A 19,889-nucleotide genomic window follows, 5' to 3' on the forward strand; every position below is an offset into this window, starting at 1 on the left:
AGCGTTTTCAAAATTAGTATATCAACTCTTCTTATGTAGTGCAAGCGGTTAAACGAAATTAATGATTTCTTTATCTGTAGTGATATAATGGTGGCATAACGAAAGGAATGACCAATGACAATGGAATTCAGACAACTTCAATATACGCTGCAAATTGCGGCCGAACGCAATTTCTCCAGAGCAGCAGAAAAACTGCATATTGCCCAACCTTCATTAAGCCAGCAATTATCCAAATTGGAAAAAGAATTGGGAGTACTGCTGTTTCAGCGTAATACAAGCACCGTAGAGTTAACCCATGCGGGTGTTACTTTTGTGGAGCAAGCCCAGAAGATCGTAGATGCCATGGAGTTATTACGTCAGGAAATGTCAGACATCTCCCAGCTTCGCAAAGGTAAAGTCGTTGTGGGCAGCATGCCCATCACTGGCTCACACCTGCTCCCACACGTGCTTCCTGCATTCCAACAAGCGTACCCCGAGATTGAAGTCACCTTGTTGGAAGACTCCGGACTTACGCTTGAGAAATTGACAGCAAGCGGCAAAGCTGATCTGAGCCTGTTATCTCTTCCTTTACAAGAACCAAGCTTGTCTTATGTAACTATTGGCGAAGAACGGATTGATCTGGCGGTTCCTCCGAATCACCCTCTGGCACGCAGGGCAGATCCTGAAAATCCGCTTCCTGTGCGCATTGAAGAGCTTCGCGATGAACCATTTGTTGTATTAAAAAAAGGACAGGGTTTCCGCAAACTTACATTTGATCTCTGTGAGCAGGCCGGTTTTGATCCCCAAGTTGTGTTCGAAAGCACAAATATTGAAACCGTTCAGTCACTGGTCGCCACAGGGATGGGCATTACACTGGTTCCACGCTTTATTGCCCGTGCGCCGCGCAGTGAATTCGTACCTGTGTACGTGCCGCTTGCTGAGCCAACTCCCAGCAGAACACTTGTTGTGGCTTACCGTCAAGGAAGAGTACTGTCGAAGGCAGCCGAAGCATTCATCCATACGTTTCAACAAACGGTGGCCGAATTGTCAAAGGGAGACTAAGGAATTTCTCCTATAGGTATGGTGACATATAATACAGAACCAAAACAAAGGCTTGACCCTAATGGGCCAAGCCTTTGTCATATACTCGTTTCCCGCATAAGCAGGATAGAGTTCTTACATCGCAATCACAGTAACTGGTTAGAGTACAATGTTGCTTGTTAAGTTGTTTAGCTTTAATGCTAATTTATAATGTTAATGTAGAAACGTACATAAGAAAACTTCATGTGTGGCGGTTTATTTTCGCAAATTACGATCGCTTGTCAGCCTGTTTTGCTGATTCATGATACGGCCTTCGTCCTGAACAGTTGAATCAGGCGGTGATAGCCCTCCTGCTCCATTCTCTAAGAATGCCCTTAAGTGATCTTCCCTTGTGTTATCCTGTTCCAGTCTCCTGAGCGTATCTTTCACATGGTTGTCCATTGATTGATCATCTCCTTGGTAACGGGATAGTTATCATTACCCGCGCCCTGGAAGAATAAACACTTTATCTAAAGAATTTTATTTCAATTTTTATTTTTCGCCAAAATAAACGCCAGGTCGACGGTCTTCAAACACGGGAATACGCCCGCGAACCTCATCTACCAGGGAGGGGCGAATGATTCCGGTCACGATCTCTTCCCCTTCGCCACCTTCAGCCACAATCTCACCCCACGGATCAATGATGAGGGAATGTCCGAAAAACTCGGTGTCTCCCCCTTTTCCCACACGGTTACAGGCGATCACATACATCTGATTCTCAATCGCTCTTGCCGTAAGCAATGTACGCCAGTGGTGCAGACGAGGATTCGGCCATTCGGCCGGTACAATCAATGCCTTGGCACCATTTAAAGCAAGGGTGCGGGCAAGTTCCGGAAACCGGATGTCGTAACAGATCGAAGCACCCGCTGTAAGACCGTTCTGCAATTCAAAAATTTCAGGTTCCGCACCAGGCTCTAAATATTTCTCCTCGTCCATCAGACGGAACAAATGTAATTTATCGTAGCGAGTGACCTGTTTTCCTTCACGATCATACGCGTACATTGTATTGTATATTTGACCATCCCGTTTCTCGGCAATTGAACCGCCAACGATGGAAATTTGATGTTTTTGAGCAAAAGCAGACAGCCATTCCCGAGATTTCTGGCCTTCCGGGTCAGCGAGTTCATGAATTTGAGTCAAAGCGTATCCGGTATTCCACATCTCAGGCAGCACAGCCAGCCCCAGATCCGGATACTGTTCTACCGCACGCTCAAGCAACGCCTGCATATGTTTATGATTGGCCTCAGGGTCTCCGAGTTGAATATCGCCCTGAATCAGGGCTACACGCATTTCTCCCTGTTGTTTTTCTGTCATGACAAGCACTCCTCTGAACCGTAATACCTGCTATCATAGCTTGATCCTCTTGAGTACCGCAAGCCTGTTTTTGTTATGAACTTGCACACAACAACTCAGGCAGCAAGGTCAGCAATCGATCGATCGTGAGCGCATCACCCATATTCCAGGTCGACTCCTCCACAGCGTACACCCGTCCATTCTGCACAGCAGGAAGGGTCTGCCAGCTGGGACTTTCCATCAGCATCTCCGTAGCCTGCCTTGCCACTACTTCTTCAGGCAGCATAACAAATATATGATCTCCGGCATACTGCTGCACCGCTTCAGCCGAAATTTCCTTATAGGCTCTGCCCGCTGCAAGTGCTTCCTTCACTTTGGTAACCGGCCTAAATCCCTTGGGATGATATAGTAGTGGCGCAAGTCCGATATTGCCCATAACAAACAATCGTGCACCCCGATGGTATGTAAATACGGATGCCGTTTTCCCAGCTTCAATCGCTGTATGGATCTTCACCCACATCTCTTCCGTTCGCTTTTCATAGGAAGCTAGCCATTGTTCAGCCTGAGGTTGTCTGCCAAACCAGCTGCCCAATCTGCGCATTCGCTCGTCCAACATGGCATGTGAGTTGTAAGCAAGTGTTGGTGCAATCCGGGAAAGTTGTTCATACTGCTGTTCATTGCTGCTATCAAAAATAATTAGATCCGGCTTCATATGAACAGCCACTTCCACATTAACCGGAGCAATCGCGTCATAGGTCTGATCTCCCAGCAACTGAATGCCCAGCATCAGCAGATCCCCAGCGGAATCTCCGTAATGCATAATTCGCTCCGGGTTTACTGGAATATTTACGTCATGACCCAACCAATCTTGTACCAACGTCTGCTGCTGAATCGATCTGTCATATTGACGAGGAGATAAACCGGTCATTTGGCGAAAACGCCTGCTGAAATAATACTCATCCTTAAACCCCACCCGGCTCGCTATATCCCGAAGTGGTTCATCCGATTTGCGAAGCCATTCCTTGGCATGTTTGATGCGTACATGATTCACATAATCGAGCGGCTTGTGGCCTGTGAGTTGTCTGAACAAGGCGGTATACTGCACAGGTCTGATTTCCGCAAGACGTGCCAGTTTCTGTACAGTAATTTCTTCAGCATAATGGTCGTGCACATACTGAATCGTACTGTGCAGTCTTGCTTCCATACTCTGTTCCGTCTTTGGAGAAGTGTACCGGGTAATGATCATCTCCATCCATTTTTGGAACTGTGCATTCAAATGACTGTATTCGGCATCTGTTTTATAGTTCCGAATGACATACATCTGCTCCAGCAGCCCACTTAACGGAGCATAAGGATAGCCATTCAATTGGTTCCTGTGCTCAAATACAGGGCGGGTATAGAGCTCCGGATCACCCGTCAACACATGAATAACATCCAAGTTCATCACGATATATTTCAATTCCGAGTCACTGCGATGTTCAATCTGGTAGCCCTCTCCCGGAGAAAGTGGATAAACACATCCAGTAGTAAACGGATATTGTTCATCTCCAATATATAAACGCCCTTCCCCTTCTTCGCAGATCAGGAACGCATGTTTCTCGCAAGCAACTTCCAGCATCACCTGTTCAGGTAGCTCAATTCGTCGTACCAGATGATCCAGCCGAAACATGAATGCTGAAAAGAACAACGCTCCCCCATCGGCATCCAAAGCCTGCATGTCGGTTCACCTCATTTTTCTATAATGAGAATAATTATCAATCGTTCTGTATGGTCTGATTATAAGCGAGTGATGGTTAATAATCCAGCTATGACTTTAATCAGCAAAAAAGAGCGCTCAACGAAAAGTTGAAGGCTCCTTTTACTTTTGAATCAACATTACTTAAAGGTATTACTGGTGCCTTACTGGCTCATCATCAATTATTGGATCATCTGTTTAGGCAGCTCTTGTAACAGCCACTCCCTGGAAAGGGCATCACTTGAAGCTTTTACGATATCAAAGCGATATACTTTTCCTTCCTTCACCGCAGGCAGGTTCTTCCAAATTGAACTATCCAGCAATTCTTTGGTGGATTGCTTTGCATCGTCGGTCACAGGATCTAGAATAAATATCCGATCACCGGCAATTTCCGATAATTTTTCGGTCGAAATCTCTACGAACCCCATGTCTTGATCTAATACTTTCTGAATTTCTGCGGTTGGCTTCAGCCCGTCTTTTCCATATAACAACTGTGGCAATCCTGCACCCGCCATGACAAACAGACGATTCCCGGGATACATGGTGAATACCGAAGCTGTCTCCCCTTCTTTCAATCCGTTCTCATGCAGTTGCTTCCACATCGCATCTGTTGCTTGTTGATGCTTCGTAATCCAATCCTCCGCTTCTTGCTTCTTGTTCAACAAGTCGCCAAGGATACGCAACCGATCTTCTATTGATCCGAATGAGTCAAAGGTAACCGTGGGTGCAACCTTCGCAATCTGATCATATTGCGCCTCATCACTGTTGGAGAAGATGATCAAGTCGGGATTCAAGGCTAGCGCCTTTTCCACACTAATCGGAAATCCTACATCTTCTGCCTGAGCAACCTGATCATCGTATACGGTTCCCTCCTGATGCAGTATGCCTACTGGAACAACACCTAGCGCGAGCAGGTCCCCGGTAACTTCCCCATGATAGATGACTCGCTTCGGATTTGCAGGAACCTCAACCTCATGGCCAGTCCAATCTTTGAATACCCGGGTCTCACCCTCATTCGTTGTCTCTTCCGTTGCAGTTTGTTCCTGATTAGTTGTCTTTCCTTCAGCCTGAGTTTCTGTGGCTGCTTTAGAATCCTCTGCGCCAGCAGCAGGTGTAGCAGCCTGATTTCCACAAGCCAGCATCAGAACGGATAACCACGTAATCGTAAATAATACTGCCGTATTTCGTATACCCTTTTTCATTGCTATTACTCCCCCTGTATCATGTGCATAGTGCAATATATTTTAATGATATTGATTATCATTATCGGATATTATCATAAAACATGGCTTCTCTCAGCTCAATGGACAAAACGAAATGAGCACTTTCAGTTTTGTACAATCTCCCGCTCTTGGCACCTATGTACTGCATAATCAAGTGTATTTCCCTCTATACAGCTCGGGATTGGCGTGATAAATTAATGAGAACTATTTGCCATTTTTAATAACCGGAGTGATGAAGCTAATGACCCATTCAGACCATATAACTGCTCGTTCAGCCTTTACGATACCAACTTCTGATGTAATGACACAGCTGCCAACGCAATTTTTTGCTACGCTTGTTCAAAATGTGAATCGTGAAATCGCAAGTGGACATGACGTGATCAATCTGGGTCAGGGGAACCCGGATACACCTACACCTCCACATATTGTGAAAACACTGCAAGAGTCGGCAGAAAATCCTCTCTACCACAAATACTCCCCTTTTAGAGGGTACTCTTTCCTGAAGGAAGCTGTCGCCAAACGTTATAAGGAAGATTACAATGTTGATCTGGATCCCGAGACCGAAGTAGCCATTCTGTTCGGAGGCAAAACAGGACTGGTTCAGTTACCTCAGGTCCTGCTTAACCCCGGTGACACTGTTCTCGTTCCCGATCCAGGCTACCCGGACTACTGGTCTGGTGTTGCACTCGCGAAAGCAAACATGTCCTTTATGCCTTTGCTGGAGTCCAATGCATTCCTGCCGGATTACGAAGCAGTTACAGCCGAAGATCGGGAGAAGGCCAAGCTGATGTTCCTCAACTATCCCAACAATCCAACGTCGGCAACGGCTCCACTGTCTTTCTACGAAGATACGGTTGAATTCGCCATTCAAAATCAAATCGTCGTAGCAAGTGACTTTGCTTACGGTGCAATTGGATTCGACGGACATCGTCCAGTAAGTTTCTTACAAGCCCCTGGTGCCAAAGAAGTCGGCATTGAGTTCTATACGTTATCCAAAACGTACAATATGGCTGGATGGCGTGTTGGATTCGCGCTAGGTAATGCAGAGATCGTCTCTAAAATTAATCTGCTTCAGGATCATATCTATGTCAGTCTTTTCGGTGGGATTCAAGCTGCGGCAACGGAAGCACTTACTGGATCTCAGGAATGTGTCACTTCGCTGGTTTCACGTTACGAATCCCGTCGTAATGCGTTCTATGACGCTCTTTCCTCGATTGGCTGGCGAGCTTCGAAACCGGCAGGTTCATTCTTCAGCTGGTTGCCTGTACCTGCAGGTTATACCTCTGCTTCATTTGCGGACTTGTTACTGCGGGAAGCCAAGGTGGCAGTTGCCCCAGGTATCGGTTTTGGTTCGCATGGTGAAGGCTATGTGCGCGCAGGACTGCTAAGTGATGAAAACCGATTACGTGAAGCTGTGGAACGGATTGGCAAGCTGAACTTATTCAAGTAATTTACAGGACGATAACCCCTTTGCATATGCCAAGTTTCCATGGTATGTTATAAGAAATATTGAACGAAACGTGATGACGGGACCAGTAAGAGAATATCAGTCGCGCCCAGAGAGTAAATTCCATCCTGCTGAAAGAATTTACCGCGGCTCTTCTCTGAAACCTACCCCTGAGCGGCCTGTTACGTACAGGACAGTGCCTTCTGTTACAGGGCATGAAGCCGGATGATCTAATCATCAATAAAGGTGGTACCGCGGAAGTAACGAACTTTCGTCCTTTTTAACTAAAGGGCGGGAGTTTTTTTTGTACCCGCTTAATCCTGACCCAGAAGCACTTATTAATCATGTTTAAGGAAGTGAAACCATGACTTCACGTATTGTAGTTAAGATTGGAAGCAGCTCGCTTACCACGGAAGAAGGCGGTCTGGATCGCAGTTCGATCACTTTTTTTGCCGGAGAAATTGCAGCCTTGGCTGAGCAGGGTCATGAAGTGCTCTTGGTCACCTCTGGAGCAGTGGCGGCCGGATTCCGGGAGATCGGTTACCCTCAGCGGCCCAAACTGCTGCATGAGAAACAAGCTGCAGCGGCCGTTGGGCAAGCATTGCTGATGCAGGCATATCAACAGGCTTTTGCAGCGCACCGCGTTACTACGGCACAAATTCTGTTAACCCGTACAGACTTTCACAGTCGTAAACGCATGGGTAATGCAGGAATGACCGTAGAAGAGCTGCTCAAACAGCGAGTGATTCCGATATTCAATGAGAATGATACGGTATCCGTGGACGAATTGAAGTTTGGTGATAACGATCTATTGTCCGCGTTGGTTGCGAACCTGGTGAAGGCACAACATCTGATCATTCTAACGGATACCAACGGGCTGTACACCGCCGATCCACGTAAAGATCCATCAGCCATCCGTTACGACCGAATCCCCGAAATAACGGCTGAGATTTACGCGTTTGCCGGCGGTTCGGGATCATCGGTTGGTACAGGCGGAATGCGATCCAAAGTCGATGCAGCCAAGGTAGCAACCCGTGGAGGTGTTCCTGTATTTGTAGGAAGTGTGAAAGAGCCCGGAGATATGCAACAGGCTGTGGACGGAACGGGCAAAGGAACCTATTTTGAGACACGACTCGCTTCGTTATCCCGTAAAAAGCAATGGCTTGGCTTCATGTCCACTCCGCTCGGTACAATTGTTGTGGATGCTGGGGCTGAAGAGGCTCTTGTGCATGGTGGGCATAGTCTGCTGCCTGTAGGGGTCAAAAAGGTGCTGGGAACATTCCACGCCGGAGACGTCGTAGAGGTCATTGGAATGGATGAAACCTTGCTTGGTCGCGGTATTGTCAATTATGATGATGACCAGCTTCGACTTATTGCCGGACTTCCCAGTGGCGAAGTGATGAAACAACTTGCTAGTATCCACAGGCTCGAGGTTATTCATAGAGACGAGTGGATTACGTTAAAATAGACATGAAGCTATAAAGTGGTCGAAAAAAATACTCAACTATATATGAGGAGGAATTACGATGAGTGAAGTGAGAGAAAAAGCCAGCAAAGCTCAAGCTACGGTTACACAGCTGAACCGATTAACTACTGAACAGAAAAATGCGGCACTTCGTGTCATGGCCGATGCATTGATCACGGAGTCGGAATCAATCATCACAGCAAACGCTGAAGATCTCGAACGAGGCAGAGAACAAGGCACGCCGGAATCCATGCTGGATCGACTCGCACTTAATGAGGAGCGTATCGCAGGCATTGCCGAAGGACTACGTCAGATTGCAGATCTGCCTGATCCTGTCGGTGAAGTATTGGAGACATTTACACGCCCCAACGGATTACATGTTGAAAAGTTAAGAGTGCCTATTGGTCTAATCGGTATCATCTACGAAGCTCGTCCTAATGTCACCGTAGACGCAGCCGGATTATGTCTCAAAACAGGTAATGCAGTACTTCTGCGCGGCGGCTCCTCTGCCCTGTCCTCCAATCGCAAAATTGTAGAGGTTCTGCATCACGCACTGGCAACGACAGCCATGCCTGCTGATGCTTTGCAACTGGTTGAGGATGCGGACCGTGCTTCCGTAGATGAAATGCTCAAGTTGAACGGACTGCTGGATGTCATCATTCCACGCGGCGGGGCCTCCCTCATCCGTAATGTGGTTGCCAATGCGACCGTACCTGTTATTGAGACCGGTGCAGGCATCTGTCATACCTATGTGGATGAATCAGCTGATCCCGTCATGGCAGCCGAAATTGCCATCAACGCCAAGGCACAACGCCCATCCGTGTGTAACTCCATGGAGACGTTATTGCTGCATGCCGCATACGCGGAAGAGCACCTTCCTGCTCTTGCCGAGCAATTCCGTGAGGCGAGTGTGGTCTTGAAAGGTTGCGACACGGTGCGCCGTCTTGTCCCTACTGCCCTTGAGGCAACCGAGGAAGACTATGCGACCGAGTACAACGATTATATTTTAAATATCCGTGTGGTTGAGAACCTGGACGAAGCTATGCAGCACATCGCACATTACGGAACCAAACATTCCGAGTGTATCGTAACCCGGGATACAGCCCATGCAGAGCGCTTCATGCATGATGTGGATGCAGCAGCCGTCTACCATAATGCGTCCACACGTTTCACTGACGGGTTCGAATTTGGCTATGGAGCCGAGATCGGGATCAGCACCCAGAAACTGCATGCACGTGGACCGATGGGACTGCCAGCACTGACGTCAACCAAATATCGTATTACAGGAAATGGACAGATTCGTCAATAATATCCCAGCACCAGTTATATAGGAGGAACGATAAATATGAGTCAAGAGCAACAGACGTTACTACAACAGAAGATTACTTTCCACGGAGCAGGCGCGATGGCTGAAGCCATCGTGCGCGGACTAATCTCCCGCCTAGTCGTTCGTCCTCAGGATATTACGATGCTGAACCGCAGCAACCAGAAACGTCAGGAGGAGCTCAGTACCCGTTATGCTGTACATACTGGAACGGCCTCACAATCTCTGGATCATCTGGCCTCCAGTCCGGTCATTGTTCTCTGTATGAAACCCAAAGATGCAGCCGCAGCGCTTCGCGAACTGGGTCCGCTGTTATCACCTGATCAATTGATCGTATCTGTCATTGCCGGATTATCGATCCGCACGATGCAATCCTTGCTTGGTCGTAAACAGCCTATTGCCAGAACTATGCCGAATACATCCAGTACCATCGGACTTGGTGCAACCGGACTTGCCTTTTCTGCGGAAATTACGGATGAGCAGCGCAGTACGGTGATGACCATGTTTGAAGCGGTCGGAATCGTAACCATTGTTCCTGAGGATAAACTCGAAGTACTCACTGGGATTTCCGGAAGCGGCCCTGCTTATGTATACTATTTAATGGAGGCCATGATTGCCGCAGGCATTCGTGGTGGCTTATCCAGTCAGCAATCTCGCGATCTCACTGTTCAGACGGTGCTCGGCGCGTCACGTATGGTACAGCAAACCGGTTTGGAGCCGATGAAGCTTCGCAGTGATGTGACATCCCCGGGAGGAGCAACACAAGCTGCACTGAAGACGCTGGACGAAGGAGATTTCTTTGAAAATGTAATCGCAGCCGTCAACCGCTGTGCAGAGCGCTCACGGGAGATGGGAGCTGCTTTGGAAGGGGATTTAAAAAATGAATAACATGTGCACAGCCACCTATCGTCTGCATGATGATCATGCAGACTTTCGCAAGAAGGCCGAGTCCATCGCGATCGGCATGACCGTGGGTAGCTGGACGGAGTTGCCGCAAGCCCAGCGTGAAGCGATGCAGAAGCATCTGGGTGAAGTCATAAGCGTAGAAGTACATGAAGCTGATGGAATGGCTGCGGGTGAGCGTTACGCTGACATTACCATCGGATATCCCGATATCAACTTTAGCCGTGATATCCCTGCCCTGCTCGTGACGGTTTTTGGCAAAATCTCAATGGATGGCCGAATCAAACTGACAAAGCTTGGTTTCTCGGATGGCTTCCTCCGTGCATTCCCAGGACCCAAATTTGGACTCAATGGTGTTCGTGATCTGCTTGGTGTACACGACCGTCCACTGTTAATGAGTATCTTCAAATCGGTGATTGGACTGGACGCAGATGAACTGCGTGAACAATTTATTCGTCAGGCCCTTGGGGGCGTTGATCTGATCAAGGACGATGAAATTCTGTTCGAGAATAAATTGACACCTATCGAAAAAAGAGTTGAGGTCTGCATGAAAGCTGCCGAACAGGCTGGCCAGGAGACAGGCAAGAAGCTACTGTATGCAACCAATCTCACCGGGCCTACATCTCGTTTGAAAGAGCAAGCTGAACGTGCCATCGGCGCAGGAGCCAATGCCCTGTTATTCAACGTATTGTCCTACGGATATGATGTCCTGCATGAACTCAGCAGTGATCCTGACATTAATGTGCCGATTATGGCTCACCCTGCTCTTGCAGGAGCATTGTATCCTTCACCACATTACGGCATCTCGGCTTCGGTTGTACTTGGCCAGTTGATGCGTCTTGCGGGTGCCGATCTGGTGCTCTTCCCTTCTCCTTATGGATCGGTAACGATGCCGAAGGAAGAAAATATGGCCATTACTGAGCAGCTGTTGTCATCTGATCTGCCAGTGAGAACGAGTATGCCAGTACCTTCAGCCGGCATCCATCCAGGCCTTGTGCCGCTTATTTTGCGCGACTTTGGAACTGATGTTATCGTTAATGCTGGCGGCGGTATTCATGGACATCCGATGGGCACTGAGGCAGGCGGACGGGCATTCCTGCAAGCGATTGAGGCAGCTCAGCGTTCCATACCACTGGCGCAATATGCAACCGATCATCCGGAACTGAAAAGCGCACTGGACCTGTGGGGTGGCGAACGATGAGAAGTGATAAGAAAACAGTCATTTTCTGTGACTTTGATGGTACGATTACCCTCTCGGACAATATTGTCGCGATCATGAAACATTTCAAGCCTGAGGGCATTGAAGCGATTATGAAAGATACGATTAAGCAGAACATTTCGCTGCGTGAAGGTGTTGGAGCCATGTTCGCTCTGTTGCCTGCATCGCAAAAAGATGAAATAGTGGAATTTGTGCTTGGACAAGCCGGCATCCGTGAAGGGTTCAGCGAATTTCTTGACTATGTTCGCGGCGAAGGGATTGAATTCAACGTGACCAGCGGTGGTATGGACTTCTTTATCGAACCTTTACTCGCGCCCTTCGATATCCCTCAGGATCATGTCTATTGTAACGGCGCTGACTTCTCTGGTGATACCATCCGCATTGAATGGCCGCATCCCTGCCAGCCTCCTTGTGAGAACGGTTGCGGCATGTGCAAAACGACCGTGATTCGTACATTCCCGGCAGAACAATACAATCGAATCCTCATTGGAGACAGTCTGACGGATTTCGAAGGTGCCAAAATAGCGGATATGGTCTACTCCCGTTCCATCCTGACGGACAAGTGCATAGAACTTGGTGTGGACCATGTACCATTCGCAACCTTTTACGATATCATCGAAGATATGAAACAGAAGCAAACACAAGGAGTGCTGTAAAGATGGGTTTTGAAAAGATTACATTGGAACACAAACGCCAGGTCCTTGAAGAGCTGGCTGATATCAAAGCACTGTTTGCCAGTCGTAACTGGTTCCCGGGTACAAGTGGCAACCTGTCGATGCGTGTAGGAGATTTTGACCCGGAGCAATTTTATTTTGCGGTTACCGCCTCAGGCAAAGACAAATCTCTGCGCACACCGGAAGACTTCCTTTTTGTGGACAAACACGGCAAAGCAATTGAAACAACAACGTTGAAACCAAGTGCCGAGACATTGATTCACTGCGAAATCTATCGTTTGACCGGCTGCGGTGCTGTATTCCACGTGCATACCGTGTTTAACAATCTGATTAGTGAATTCTTTGGAGCAGATGGTCAAGTGCCGATTCAGGGTATCGAACTGATTAAGGCTTTCAACATCTGGGAAGAAAATGCGGAGATTCGTGTCCCTGTTCTGCCTAACTTTGCGGACATCCCGTCCATTGCTGAATTGGTACCGGATGTTCTGGATGCCAACGTACCAGGCATTTTGCTGCGTAACCACGGTATTTATGCCTGGGGTAAGGATGCTTTTGAGGCAAAACGCCACCTTGAAGCCTTCGAATTCTTATTCGAAGTAATGTACCGTCAACTTCTGCTGAAGGGTGCTACGAAATAGCAATCATTCATTTTGAAATCTAAAATGTAAAACAAAAAACACGCCAAAGGCTGAATTACACAGCCCTTGGCGTGTTTCTATGTTGTGGGATGACATGCAATGAAAGGTAAAGGTTTCTTTGTCATCCCAGCGTCAGTAAAAATCATCCTTAACCCACTTCGATTACAACTTACAGTCGATCATCCCGATCCTTGAATAAAAAGAGGCTATCTACTTCTTCGTCATTTCGATGAGCCGCATGATTGGTGCCTGTTCCCCGCTGCTTGCCGAACAGCAGCTTCAAGCCGCCGAAAATGAGCAGCAAGGAAACAATGACGGTGTTCAAATAGGAACGGATCTCGTAAGTCATCAATGCATTAGGGAACAGCTCATTCAGCTGCGGAATGATAAGCCGGATCGCCAGATAATATAGACCAAGCGCCGCTATTCCGAATCCAATCAGGCGCTGATGACGGGCCCAATCCTTGAAGATCGGCTGATCGATCAATGGCTCGCGCCCATAGCGACTTGAGCACTGTAGCCCGTCAAAGAAGCTGTAGAACCAGATCAAGGGTATCATGAAAAGGAACACAGATAAGTGCAGCAGGTCCAGAACATAGATGCTGCCCAGGAACAGAAACATCAATTGCATGCCTCTTTTTTGCAAACCCAGATATAGATGACCCGCACCTGGAAAAGCAGATAAAAGGGTTGCAAGCACTTTGCTGCGTCGTCCGGCTACTCTGCCCATCTCCAATTCCTCGAATAACGTCCGATCCTGCAGTACCTCTCCAGCCTGCTTACGGTGGACATGCTGCACCGCATCAAACATGCAGTATACCCATATTACAGGCAGAATGAGCAGAAACATTAGAAACACCGATTCATTGGTGATTGAAGCCACAAAAACCATCATGGCAAATGAACCAAAAAACGCCATCAGGAACGACAACCCGCGATGCAACAATCCCAGATGAAGATGTCCCAATCCAGGAACAAATGAAAGCAAAATGGTGAAGAACCGTTCACCCTCACTGCCTTTTCGGTACATGGGTTGACCATAGGGCCCCTCGGGCACACCATACACTCCACCATGATCCTGATGTGGCTCCTCCTGATCCATCTGTCCGAGAGGCTCTTCCTGGCCAGCATATGCTTTCTGGTAAGCGGCGCCTTGATGGAGACCACCGTAATGTGTCCCATAACCTTGGTAATGAACTTCGTGCAATGAAGAGGCACGGAGTAGAACGATAATCATATCCAGCATGCTGATACACCAGAAGAATATGGCTCCCAGGAACCCGACAATCATCAATTCCTTTTCATCAGTCAACAACGCCAACATGATGAAGCCAATGCCTGTTCCAAAAAAGAGTAATGGATAGACCACAGCTCTGGTAGGCCGTCCCCAATACATAAAACCGAGACCTGGTATCAGGTTTAATAGAAATGCGAGTAGTTTGTTACGATCTGAGTGCACAGTCGTCATCCTTTCTTTTCAGGCAATGCGAAACTATTTATGGTTTAGGCTTGAAGTTATCCAGCCATGTAGTGGCTGCCTCCGTCCATTTCTCGGAAAAAGACCCTCTGTGATCGCCATCCTGGAACTTGTGATATGGTGCTACCTTGTCAAAAAGTCCAGACGAGAGGAAGATCAATGTCAAACAGGCGGCTACCGCGTAATGGAACACTTTATGATCAAGCCAGCGCCGGTTTCGTCCAGCACAGGATTTGCGTTGTACCTTGGGTGATTGAATGCCCTCAATCCGATGCATGACTGAATCCGCAAACCCTGTTGGGTCATGTAGCGGAGGCAGTTCTCCGTGGATACCAAGCGCTTCCAGATAGATGTCCATCGCATCCGGATCTTCCATCAGAAGCTGTTCCATTTGGTTCGCTTGAGTTTCACTCATATGGCCTTCAATATAATCAGTCCATTGCCCAGCGGTATACTTCTCCTGTTTACTCACGCCATTCATCCTCCTTCCAATGTTTTCGGATCCACTGCCGTGCACGATACAAGCGGGATTCCACGGTCTTCACAGCCACCTGTGCATCACTGGCAATCTGCTCATAATTTTTTTCGCTTAGATAATACGCAGTGATAATGTCACGATGCTGAGCAGGCAACTGATTAATTCGTTCGCGAAGTTTATCCTGACGTTCTTCACGAACGAGACGGGTAAGAACGTCTTCATCCCGTCCGGGCAAATTAATTATTTTTTCTCCTCCACCCAGGTCCTCAGCAGTTCGTCTGCCCAGCTTGCGTTTGGCATCAATCGCTTTGTGAAAAGCAATTCGGGTTAACCACGTTTTGAAACCTTCAGAACGGTAGTCGGGGAGAGACTTATACATCTGTATGAACGCCTCCTGAGCTGCATCCTGTGCTTCCTGATCGTTCCTGAGTACGGAATAGGCAACATGGTATACATGCTGGCTATACTTATCAATCAGAGTACGCATCTGGGATGTATCTCCTTGACGGATTTGTTCGATTACGCGCGCTTCATCAATAACTCTCCCCTCCTCTCCAATACAATAGACGACAGCTTGTGTGTTAGCCCCTGCGTGATCTATAAATTTTTTTAAAAAATTTGCCTGAAAGGTTGATGTCGCTGATCACTCATCTATTCTATAATCCAAAAAAAACAGGCACAGAATGACTTCTGGCCTGTTTCTTGTGTCTTGCCTACACTTGAATCAACGTCCACCATTACGAAACCGCTGCGTGTATGCCTTCGCGTCTTGAACGGTCTTGACACGATTACGGCTCCACTCAAGCAGTATTCGATCGATATACCGGAAATGTACTTTGCCTGCAAAAACCGCTTCCTTCAGAGCCATTAGAATCAATTCCTCTTGGTAACGGTCCTGATCCAACCAGCTGGATATCGTCTCACACTCCATTGGAGAGAGCGGACGTCCGAATTCTTTTTCAAAGATGGAGAACATGTTCCGTTCATCCTCTTCTTTTTGAACACTGTTCGAATCTTGACGTGCTGTACTGCTGCTCAGCTGCTCCGCACGGAATGCGGCTACTTCTTTCGCAGTGCACGCTGCAAGCTTGGCATATAATCCATGTAAGTCATATCGCTCGTACTGGATGTCACGTTCCTCGTCACGATGCTCGTCAATAGCGATGTATCCGTCCCTCATCAGACGTTGCAACATTCTGGCAATACCTTCAGGTGCAAGTCCCATACGCCCCGCAAGCTCTTCAAGCGTCGGAAACTCATTGAACTCCGCCTGACGGAACCCTAGCAATTGAATCAGAAGAAGCACTTCTGCATCTGATAGGCCAAGCTGGTGATAATAACGTAACAAGGCATAAGGCAGATGGGCTGTACCCGAAGTCATGCCATAAGCTGCTCCATCCAACCAGGCTTTGGATGTGGTATCTTCCATAGACGCTCCTCGGTTAAGCATTAAGGGTACAGACGATAGAGCATACGTGGGAATGCGATTGTTTCACGCACATGATCCAATCCACAGATCCATGCTACCGTCCGCTCCAATCCCAGACCGAAACCGGAGTGAGGAACCGATCCGTATTTACGCAAATCCAAATACCATTGGTAAGCTTCATCCGAGAGATTGTGCTCCTCAAAACGTTGTTGCATCAATTCCGGATCATCAATACGCTGAGAACCGCCAATAATCTCTCCGTAGCCTTCTGGTGCAATCATATCAGCACAGAGAACAACTTCTGGACGATTCGGATCTGGTTTCATATAGAAAGCTTTGATTCCTGCAGGGTAATGCGTGATAAAGACTGGTGTATTGTACTTCTCAGCAATCGCTGTTTCGTGCGGTGCACCGAAGTCTTCTCCCCAAGGAATATCAAAGCCTTGTCCATGCAGGAATTCAATCGCTTCATCATACGTAATGCGCGGGAATGGCGCTACGATGCCTTCGAGCTTGGATACATCACGACCGATGGATTCCAGTTCTGCACGGCAGTTTTTCACCACGGATTGAACGACATGAGCGATAAATTTCTCTTGTACGCGCAGACTTTCCTCGTGATCTACAAATGCCATTTCCGGCTCAATCATCCAGAACTCAATCAGATGGCGACGTGTTTTGGATTTCTCAGCACGAAATGTAGGACCAAAGGAATATACTTTGCCCAGCGCCATGGCTGCTGCTTCCATATACAATTGACCACTTTGCGTCAGATAAGCATCTTCATCAAAGTATTTGATGTGGAACAGGTTTGTCGTTCCTTCCGCAGACGACGGTGTCAAAATCGGAGGATCAACTTGTGTGAATCCGTTACCATCAAAGAACTGCTGAACAGCACGAATAATCTCTGCACGAATCACCATAACCGCACGTTGCTTCGTAGAACGGAGCCACAGATGACGATGGTCCATCAAGAAATCAACACCATGCTCTTTAGGCGTGATTGGATAGTTTTCAGTCAGATGTATAATTTCGACCCCTGTCACAGTCATCTCGTAACCGGACGCACTGCGAGGTTCTTCACGAATAATCCCTGTAACATACAAAGAACTTTCTTGTGTCAGGCTCTTCGCATTGTTCCAGATCTCTTCGCTAACTTCACTTTTTACAACAACCCCTTGAATATATCCGGTTCCATCACGCAACTGCAAAAACTGAATTTTGCCGCTGGAACGTTTGTTGTTAATCCAGGCACCGATCGTTACGGTCTCGCCCACATGCTCGTTCACATTACGAATTACACAATTCGTATCCATGCCATATCTCCCCTTGGTTCCTGAAATTTGAAAATGCAGCGGACAGGCTGTTGCCTGTCCTCTGCACTTCCTTGCCACTCTATATTTACTTTACAGTTAGATTACTTAGAATTCAATACGATTCGATGCGTATCGCGCGCAATGACCAATTCTTCATTTGTTGGAACAACGAGAACATCCACTTTCGAGTTCGCTGTTGTGATACGACGCGGCTCACCAGAACGGACTGCGTTCAGGGCTTCGTCCAGCTCAACGCCAAGATACGTAAGCTGCTCACATACTTTTTGGCGAAGAACAACGGAGTTCTCACCTACACCAGCCGTGAAGACAATCACGTCTACACCGTTCATTGCAGCTGCATATGATCCGATGTATTTACGCAGACGGTATTCGTACATTTCAAAAGCAAGCGTGGAGTTCGCATCGCCATTCTCCATACCTTCTGTAATCTCACGCATGTCACTGCTGATTCCGGAGATTGCAAGCAATCCACTGTGTTTGTTCAACATGGAGTTCACTTCGCTTACGCTCAGTTCTTCCTTGTTCATGACATAAGGTACGATGGCTGGGTCAAGGTCACCAGAACGCGTTCCCATCATCAGACCTTCAAGCGGAGTCATACCCATCGAAGTATCAACGGATACGCCACCTTTAACTGCTGTTACACTACCACCGTTACCGACGTGACAAGTGATGATTTTCAGATCTTCCACTGGACGATCCAGATATTCAGCAGCTGCCTTGCTTACGAAATCATGGGAAGTACCATGTGCGCCGTAGCGACGTACTTTATATTTTTTGTAAAGTACACGCGGAATAGCATACAGATATGCTTTTTCCGGCATCGTTTGATGGAACGCTGTATCGAAGACCATTACCTGAGGCACACCTGGCATATTTAATTCAGCCGCACGAATCCCCATCATTGCTGCAGGGTTATGAAGTGGAGCCAAGTCGAACAAACGACGAATTTCAGCTTTGGCAGCATCATCTACCAATGCAGATTCTTTAAATGCTTCACCACCGTGAACAACACGGTGTCCAACAGCTTGAATTTCATTTACAGAATCCAGTACACCATTTTCTTTATGAGTCAAAATATCAATGACTTTACGGATCGCTGTTGTATGCTCCAGAATCTCGCTAACTTCTGTAACATCCTCACGGCCTGTCGGTTTGTGTGTCAGAATTGAGGAATCCATTCCGATCCGCTCTACCAGACCTTTAGCCAGGACAGATTCGTCAGTCATATTATACAGTTGATATTTGAGCGAGGAACTCCCCGCATTAATTACGAGTACTTTCACAGTCGGTCACCATCCTTGTCGTACTTGAAGAATCCTTCGCCTGTTTTGACACCCAGGTGTCCTGCACGCACCATTTTCTTCAGGACCGTGGAAGGACGATATTTCAATTCTCCGAATTCACGGAACATTCTTTCGAGTGCAGCTTCAACAGAATCCAATCCGAAACGGTCAGCCATTTCGAGTGGTCCATGTTGGAAGTTGTATCCGATACGCATTGCATCATCGATATCTTCAGCAGATGCAACACCTTCCTGCAATACATGCAACGCTTCGTTAATCAGCAGGCAGATCAAGCGGGAAGTTACGAATCCAGGTGATTCATAGATCATAACTCCTTTTTTGTCTGCCACTTCTTCAACAAAACGTCTGGTCTCTTCGAATGTTGAATCCGACGTTTTCAGTCCACGAATAATCTCTACAAGATCAACCCGGGATACCGGGTGAATAAAGTGCATACCAATAACACGCTCTGGGTATTTGGTCGAGCTTGCAAGCTCGGTCAAACTCAGCGTGGATGTATTACTTGCCAGAATGACATTGCTTGGGCAAACTTGGTCCAGTTGGCTGAATACTGCTTTTTTCGCATCCAGATCCTCTGAAATCGTCTCAATGACCATATCGCAAGTTCCAAGTTCAGCTAAATGAGCTACCTTGGTAATACGGGAAAGAATCAATTTCTTCTCCGCTTTTGTAATCGCCCATTTCTCCAGTTGTTTATCCAGATTGGTTTCGATCATGTCATAGGCATGATCCAGTTTTTGTGTTGTATGCTCCACGAGAAGCACATCAAGTCCTTTGGCTGCGAGCATCTGGGAAATACCTTGCCCCATCGTACCGCCGCCGACAACTCCTATTTTTTTGAAAAACATGGTTCTGCTCCATCCTTTCGGTTCTCTATTTCT

The 19,889-nt window shown here is 47.5% G+C and carries 18 protein-coding genes and 1 other annotated feature; of the genes, 8 read left to right on the plus strand and 10 right to left on the minus strand.

Annotated elements, in window-relative coordinates; all coding sequences use genetic code 11:
* Window positions 1-120: 120 nt before the first annotated feature.
* Window positions 121-1,041 carry a LysR family transcriptional regulator gene (locus tag AB4111_RS13835; RefSeq protein WP_253438452.1) on the plus strand — a complete coding sequence of 307 codons (921 nt, stop codon included), beginning with the start codon at window positions 121-123 and terminating at the stop codon, window positions 1,039-1,041.
* Window positions 1,042-1,551: 510 nt separating this feature from the next.
* Here AB4111_RS13835 and AB4111_RS13840 read toward each other — a convergent pair.
* The 3 genes from AB4111_RS13840 to AB4111_RS13850 all read right to left on the minus strand — a co-directional run bounded on the left by AB4111_RS13840 (window position 1,552) and on the right by AB4111_RS13850 (window position 5,289).
* On the minus strand, window positions 1,552-2,373 hold the full coding sequence (locus tag AB4111_RS13840; RefSeq protein WP_442032070.1) for a carbon-nitrogen family hydrolase: 822 nt from the start codon (window positions 2,371-2,373) through the stop codon (window positions 1,552-1,554).
* Window positions 2,374-2,446: 73 nt separating this feature from the next.
* Window positions 2,447-4,069: an ABC transporter substrate-binding protein gene (locus AB4111_RS13845; RefSeq protein ID WP_442032071.1), complete on the minus strand. Its 1,623-nt coding sequence runs from the start codon at window positions 4,067-4,069 to the stop codon at window positions 2,447-2,449.
* A gap of 200 nt (window positions 4,070-4,269) precedes the next feature.
* A complete protein-coding gene (locus tag AB4111_RS13850; RefSeq protein WP_442032072.1) occupies window positions 4,270-5,289 on the minus strand; it encodes an ABC transporter substrate-binding protein in 1,020 nt (339 codons plus the stop codon).
* Window positions 5,290-5,551: 262 nt separating this feature from the next.
* On the opposite strand from AB4111_RS13850, the gene AB4111_RS13855 reads away from it, so the two are divergent.
* From AB4111_RS13855 to AB4111_RS13885, 7 genes are all read left to right on the plus strand, one after another.
* Window positions 5,552-6,760: a pyridoxal phosphate-dependent aminotransferase gene (locus AB4111_RS13855; RefSeq protein ID WP_442032073.1), complete on the plus strand. Its 1,209-nt coding sequence runs from the start codon at window positions 5,552-5,554 to the stop codon at window positions 6,758-6,760.
* 64 nt (window positions 6,761-6,824) lie between these two features.
* Window positions 6,825-7,039 (plus strand) — a binding site (T-box leader).
* An 82-nt stretch (window positions 7,040-7,121) separates the two neighbouring features.
* The gene (gene proB / locus AB4111_RS13860; protein WP_442032074.1) at window positions 7,122-8,225 is read left to right on the plus strand and encodes a glutamate 5-kinase; all 1,104 of its coding nucleotides are present in this window, start codon (window positions 7,122-7,124) and stop codon (window positions 8,223-8,225) included.
* A 58-nt stretch (window positions 8,226-8,283) separates the two neighbouring features.
* Window positions 8,284-9,531, plus strand: coding sequence for a glutamate-5-semialdehyde dehydrogenase (locus tag AB4111_RS13865; protein ID WP_442032075.1), 1,248 nt, complete (start codon window positions 8,284-8,286; stop codon window positions 9,529-9,531).
* A gap of 36 nt (window positions 9,532-9,567) precedes the next feature.
* A complete protein-coding gene (gene proC, locus AB4111_RS13870; protein WP_442032076.1) occupies window positions 9,568-10,434 on the plus strand; it encodes a pyrroline-5-carboxylate reductase in 867 nt (288 codons plus the stop codon).
* Window positions 10,427-11,650, plus strand: coding sequence for a 2,3-diketo-5-methylthiopentyl-1-phosphate enolase (locus AB4111_RS13875; RefSeq protein WP_442032077.1), 1,224 nt, complete (start codon window positions 10,427-10,429; stop codon window positions 11,648-11,650). The genes proC and AB4111_RS13875 overlap by 8 nt, the downstream gene beginning before the upstream one ends.
* On the plus strand, window positions 11,647-12,324 hold the full coding sequence (locus tag AB4111_RS13880) for a 2-hydroxy-3-keto-5-methylthiopentenyl-1-phosphate phosphatase (RefSeq protein WP_442032078.1): 678 nt from the start codon (window positions 11,647-11,649) through the stop codon (window positions 12,322-12,324). Before AB4111_RS13875 ends, AB4111_RS13880 begins: the two co-directional genes overlap by 4 nt.
* A 2-nt stretch (window positions 12,325-12,326) precedes the next feature.
* Window positions 12,327-12,980, plus strand: coding sequence for a methylthioribulose 1-phosphate dehydratase (locus AB4111_RS13885; protein ID WP_315936009.1), 654 nt, complete (start codon window positions 12,327-12,329; stop codon window positions 12,978-12,980).
* A gap of 169 nt (window positions 12,981-13,149) precedes the next feature.
* Here the strand turns inward: AB4111_RS13885 and AB4111_RS13890 are convergent, their stop codons facing one another.
* The 7 genes from AB4111_RS13890 to AB4111_RS13920 form a co-directional block, all read right to left on the minus strand.
* On the minus strand, window positions 13,150-14,448 hold the full coding sequence (locus tag AB4111_RS13890) for a multi-tm2 domain protein (RefSeq protein WP_442032079.1): 1,299 nt from the start codon (window positions 14,446-14,448) through the stop codon (window positions 13,150-13,152).
* Window positions 14,449-14,476: 28 nt separating this feature from the next.
* The gene (locus AB4111_RS13895) at window positions 14,477-14,929 is read right to left on the minus strand and encodes a hypothetical protein (RefSeq protein WP_442032080.1); all 453 of its coding nucleotides are present in this window, start codon (window positions 14,927-14,929) and stop codon (window positions 14,477-14,479) included.
* Window positions 14,922-15,422, minus strand: coding sequence for an RNA polymerase sigma factor (locus AB4111_RS13900; RefSeq protein WP_442032081.1), 501 nt, complete (start codon window positions 15,420-15,422; stop codon window positions 14,922-14,924). The genes AB4111_RS13895 and AB4111_RS13900 overlap by 8 nt, the downstream gene beginning before the upstream one ends.
* A gap of 237 nt (window positions 15,423-15,659) precedes the next feature.
* A complete protein-coding gene (locus AB4111_RS13905) occupies window positions 15,660-16,364 on the minus strand; it encodes a DnaD domain protein (protein WP_442032082.1) in 705 nt (234 codons plus the stop codon).
* A gap of 20 nt (window positions 16,365-16,384) precedes the next feature.
* Window positions 16,385-17,680: an asparagine--tRNA ligase gene (gene asnS / locus AB4111_RS13910; RefSeq protein ID WP_091017987.1), complete on the minus strand. Its 1,296-nt coding sequence runs from the start codon at window positions 17,678-17,680 to the stop codon at window positions 16,385-16,387.
* A 101-nt stretch (window positions 17,681-17,781) separates the two neighbouring features.
* Window positions 17,782-18,987: an acetate/propionate family kinase gene (locus AB4111_RS13915; RefSeq protein ID WP_339235126.1), complete on the minus strand. Its 1,206-nt coding sequence runs from the start codon at window positions 18,985-18,987 to the stop codon at window positions 17,782-17,784.
* Window positions 18,984-19,856: a 3-hydroxyacyl-CoA dehydrogenase family protein gene (locus tag AB4111_RS13920; RefSeq protein WP_253438508.1), complete on the minus strand. Its 873-nt coding sequence runs from the start codon at window positions 19,854-19,856 to the stop codon at window positions 18,984-18,986. Before AB4111_RS13920 ends, AB4111_RS13915 begins: the two co-directional genes overlap by 4 nt.
* Window positions 19,857-19,889 lie beyond the last annotated feature (33 nt).

This window comes from Paenibacillus sp. 2KB_22 (assembly GCF_052115745.1).
Classification (GTDB): domain Bacteria; phylum Bacillota; class Bacilli; order Paenibacillales; family Paenibacillaceae; genus Paenibacillus.

Coding starts and splice junctions, on each gene's coding strand:
- AB4111_RS13835 (WP_253438452.1), top strand. CDS start 121: ATGGAATTCAGACAACTTCAATATACGCTGCAAATTGCGGCCGAACGC.
- AB4111_RS13840 (WP_442032070.1), bottom strand. CDS start 2,373: ATGACAGAAAAACAACAGGGAGAAATGCGTGTAGCCCTGATTCAGGGC.
- AB4111_RS13845 (WP_442032071.1), bottom strand. CDS start 4,069: ATGCAGGCTTTGGATGCCGATGGGGGAGCGTTGTTCTTTTCAGCATTC.
- AB4111_RS13850 (WP_442032072.1), bottom strand. CDS start 5,289: ATGAAAAAGGGTATACGAAATACGGCAGTATTATTTACGATTACGTGG.
- AB4111_RS13855 (WP_442032073.1), top strand. CDS start 5,552: ATGACCCATTCAGACCATATAACTGCTCGTTCAGCCTTTACGATACCA.
- proB (WP_442032074.1), top strand. CDS start 7,122: ATGACTTCACGTATTGTAGTTAAGATTGGAAGCAGCTCGCTTACCACG.
- AB4111_RS13865 (WP_442032075.1), top strand. CDS start 8,284: ATGAGTGAAGTGAGAGAAAAAGCCAGCAAAGCTCAAGCTACGGTTACA.
- proC (WP_442032076.1), top strand. CDS start 9,568: ATGAGTCAAGAGCAACAGACGTTACTACAACAGAAGATTACTTTCCAC.
- AB4111_RS13875 (WP_442032077.1), top strand. CDS start 10,427: ATGAATAACATGTGCACAGCCACCTATCGTCTGCATGATGATCATGCA.
- AB4111_RS13880 (WP_442032078.1), top strand. CDS start 11,647: ATGAGAAGTGATAAGAAAACAGTCATTTTCTGTGACTTTGATGGTACG.
- AB4111_RS13885 (WP_315936009.1), top strand. CDS start 12,327: ATGGGTTTTGAAAAGATTACATTGGAACACAAACGCCAGGTCCTTGAA.
- AB4111_RS13890 (WP_442032079.1), bottom strand. CDS start 14,448: ATGACGACTGTGCACTCAGATCGTAACAAACTACTCGCATTTCTATTA.
- AB4111_RS13900 (WP_442032081.1), bottom strand. CDS start 15,422: ATGCGTACTCTGATTGATAAGTATAGCCAGCATGTATACCATGTTGCC.
- AB4111_RS13905 (WP_442032082.1), bottom strand. CDS start 16,364: ATGGAAGATACCACATCCAAAGCCTGGTTGGATGGAGCAGCTTATGGC.
- asnS (WP_091017987.1), bottom strand. CDS start 17,680: ATGGATACGAATTGTGTAATTCGTAATGTGAACGAGCATGTGGGCGAG.
- AB4111_RS13920 (WP_253438508.1), bottom strand. CDS start 19,856: ATGTTTTTCAAAAAAATAGGAGTTGTCGGCGGCGGTACGATGGGGCAA.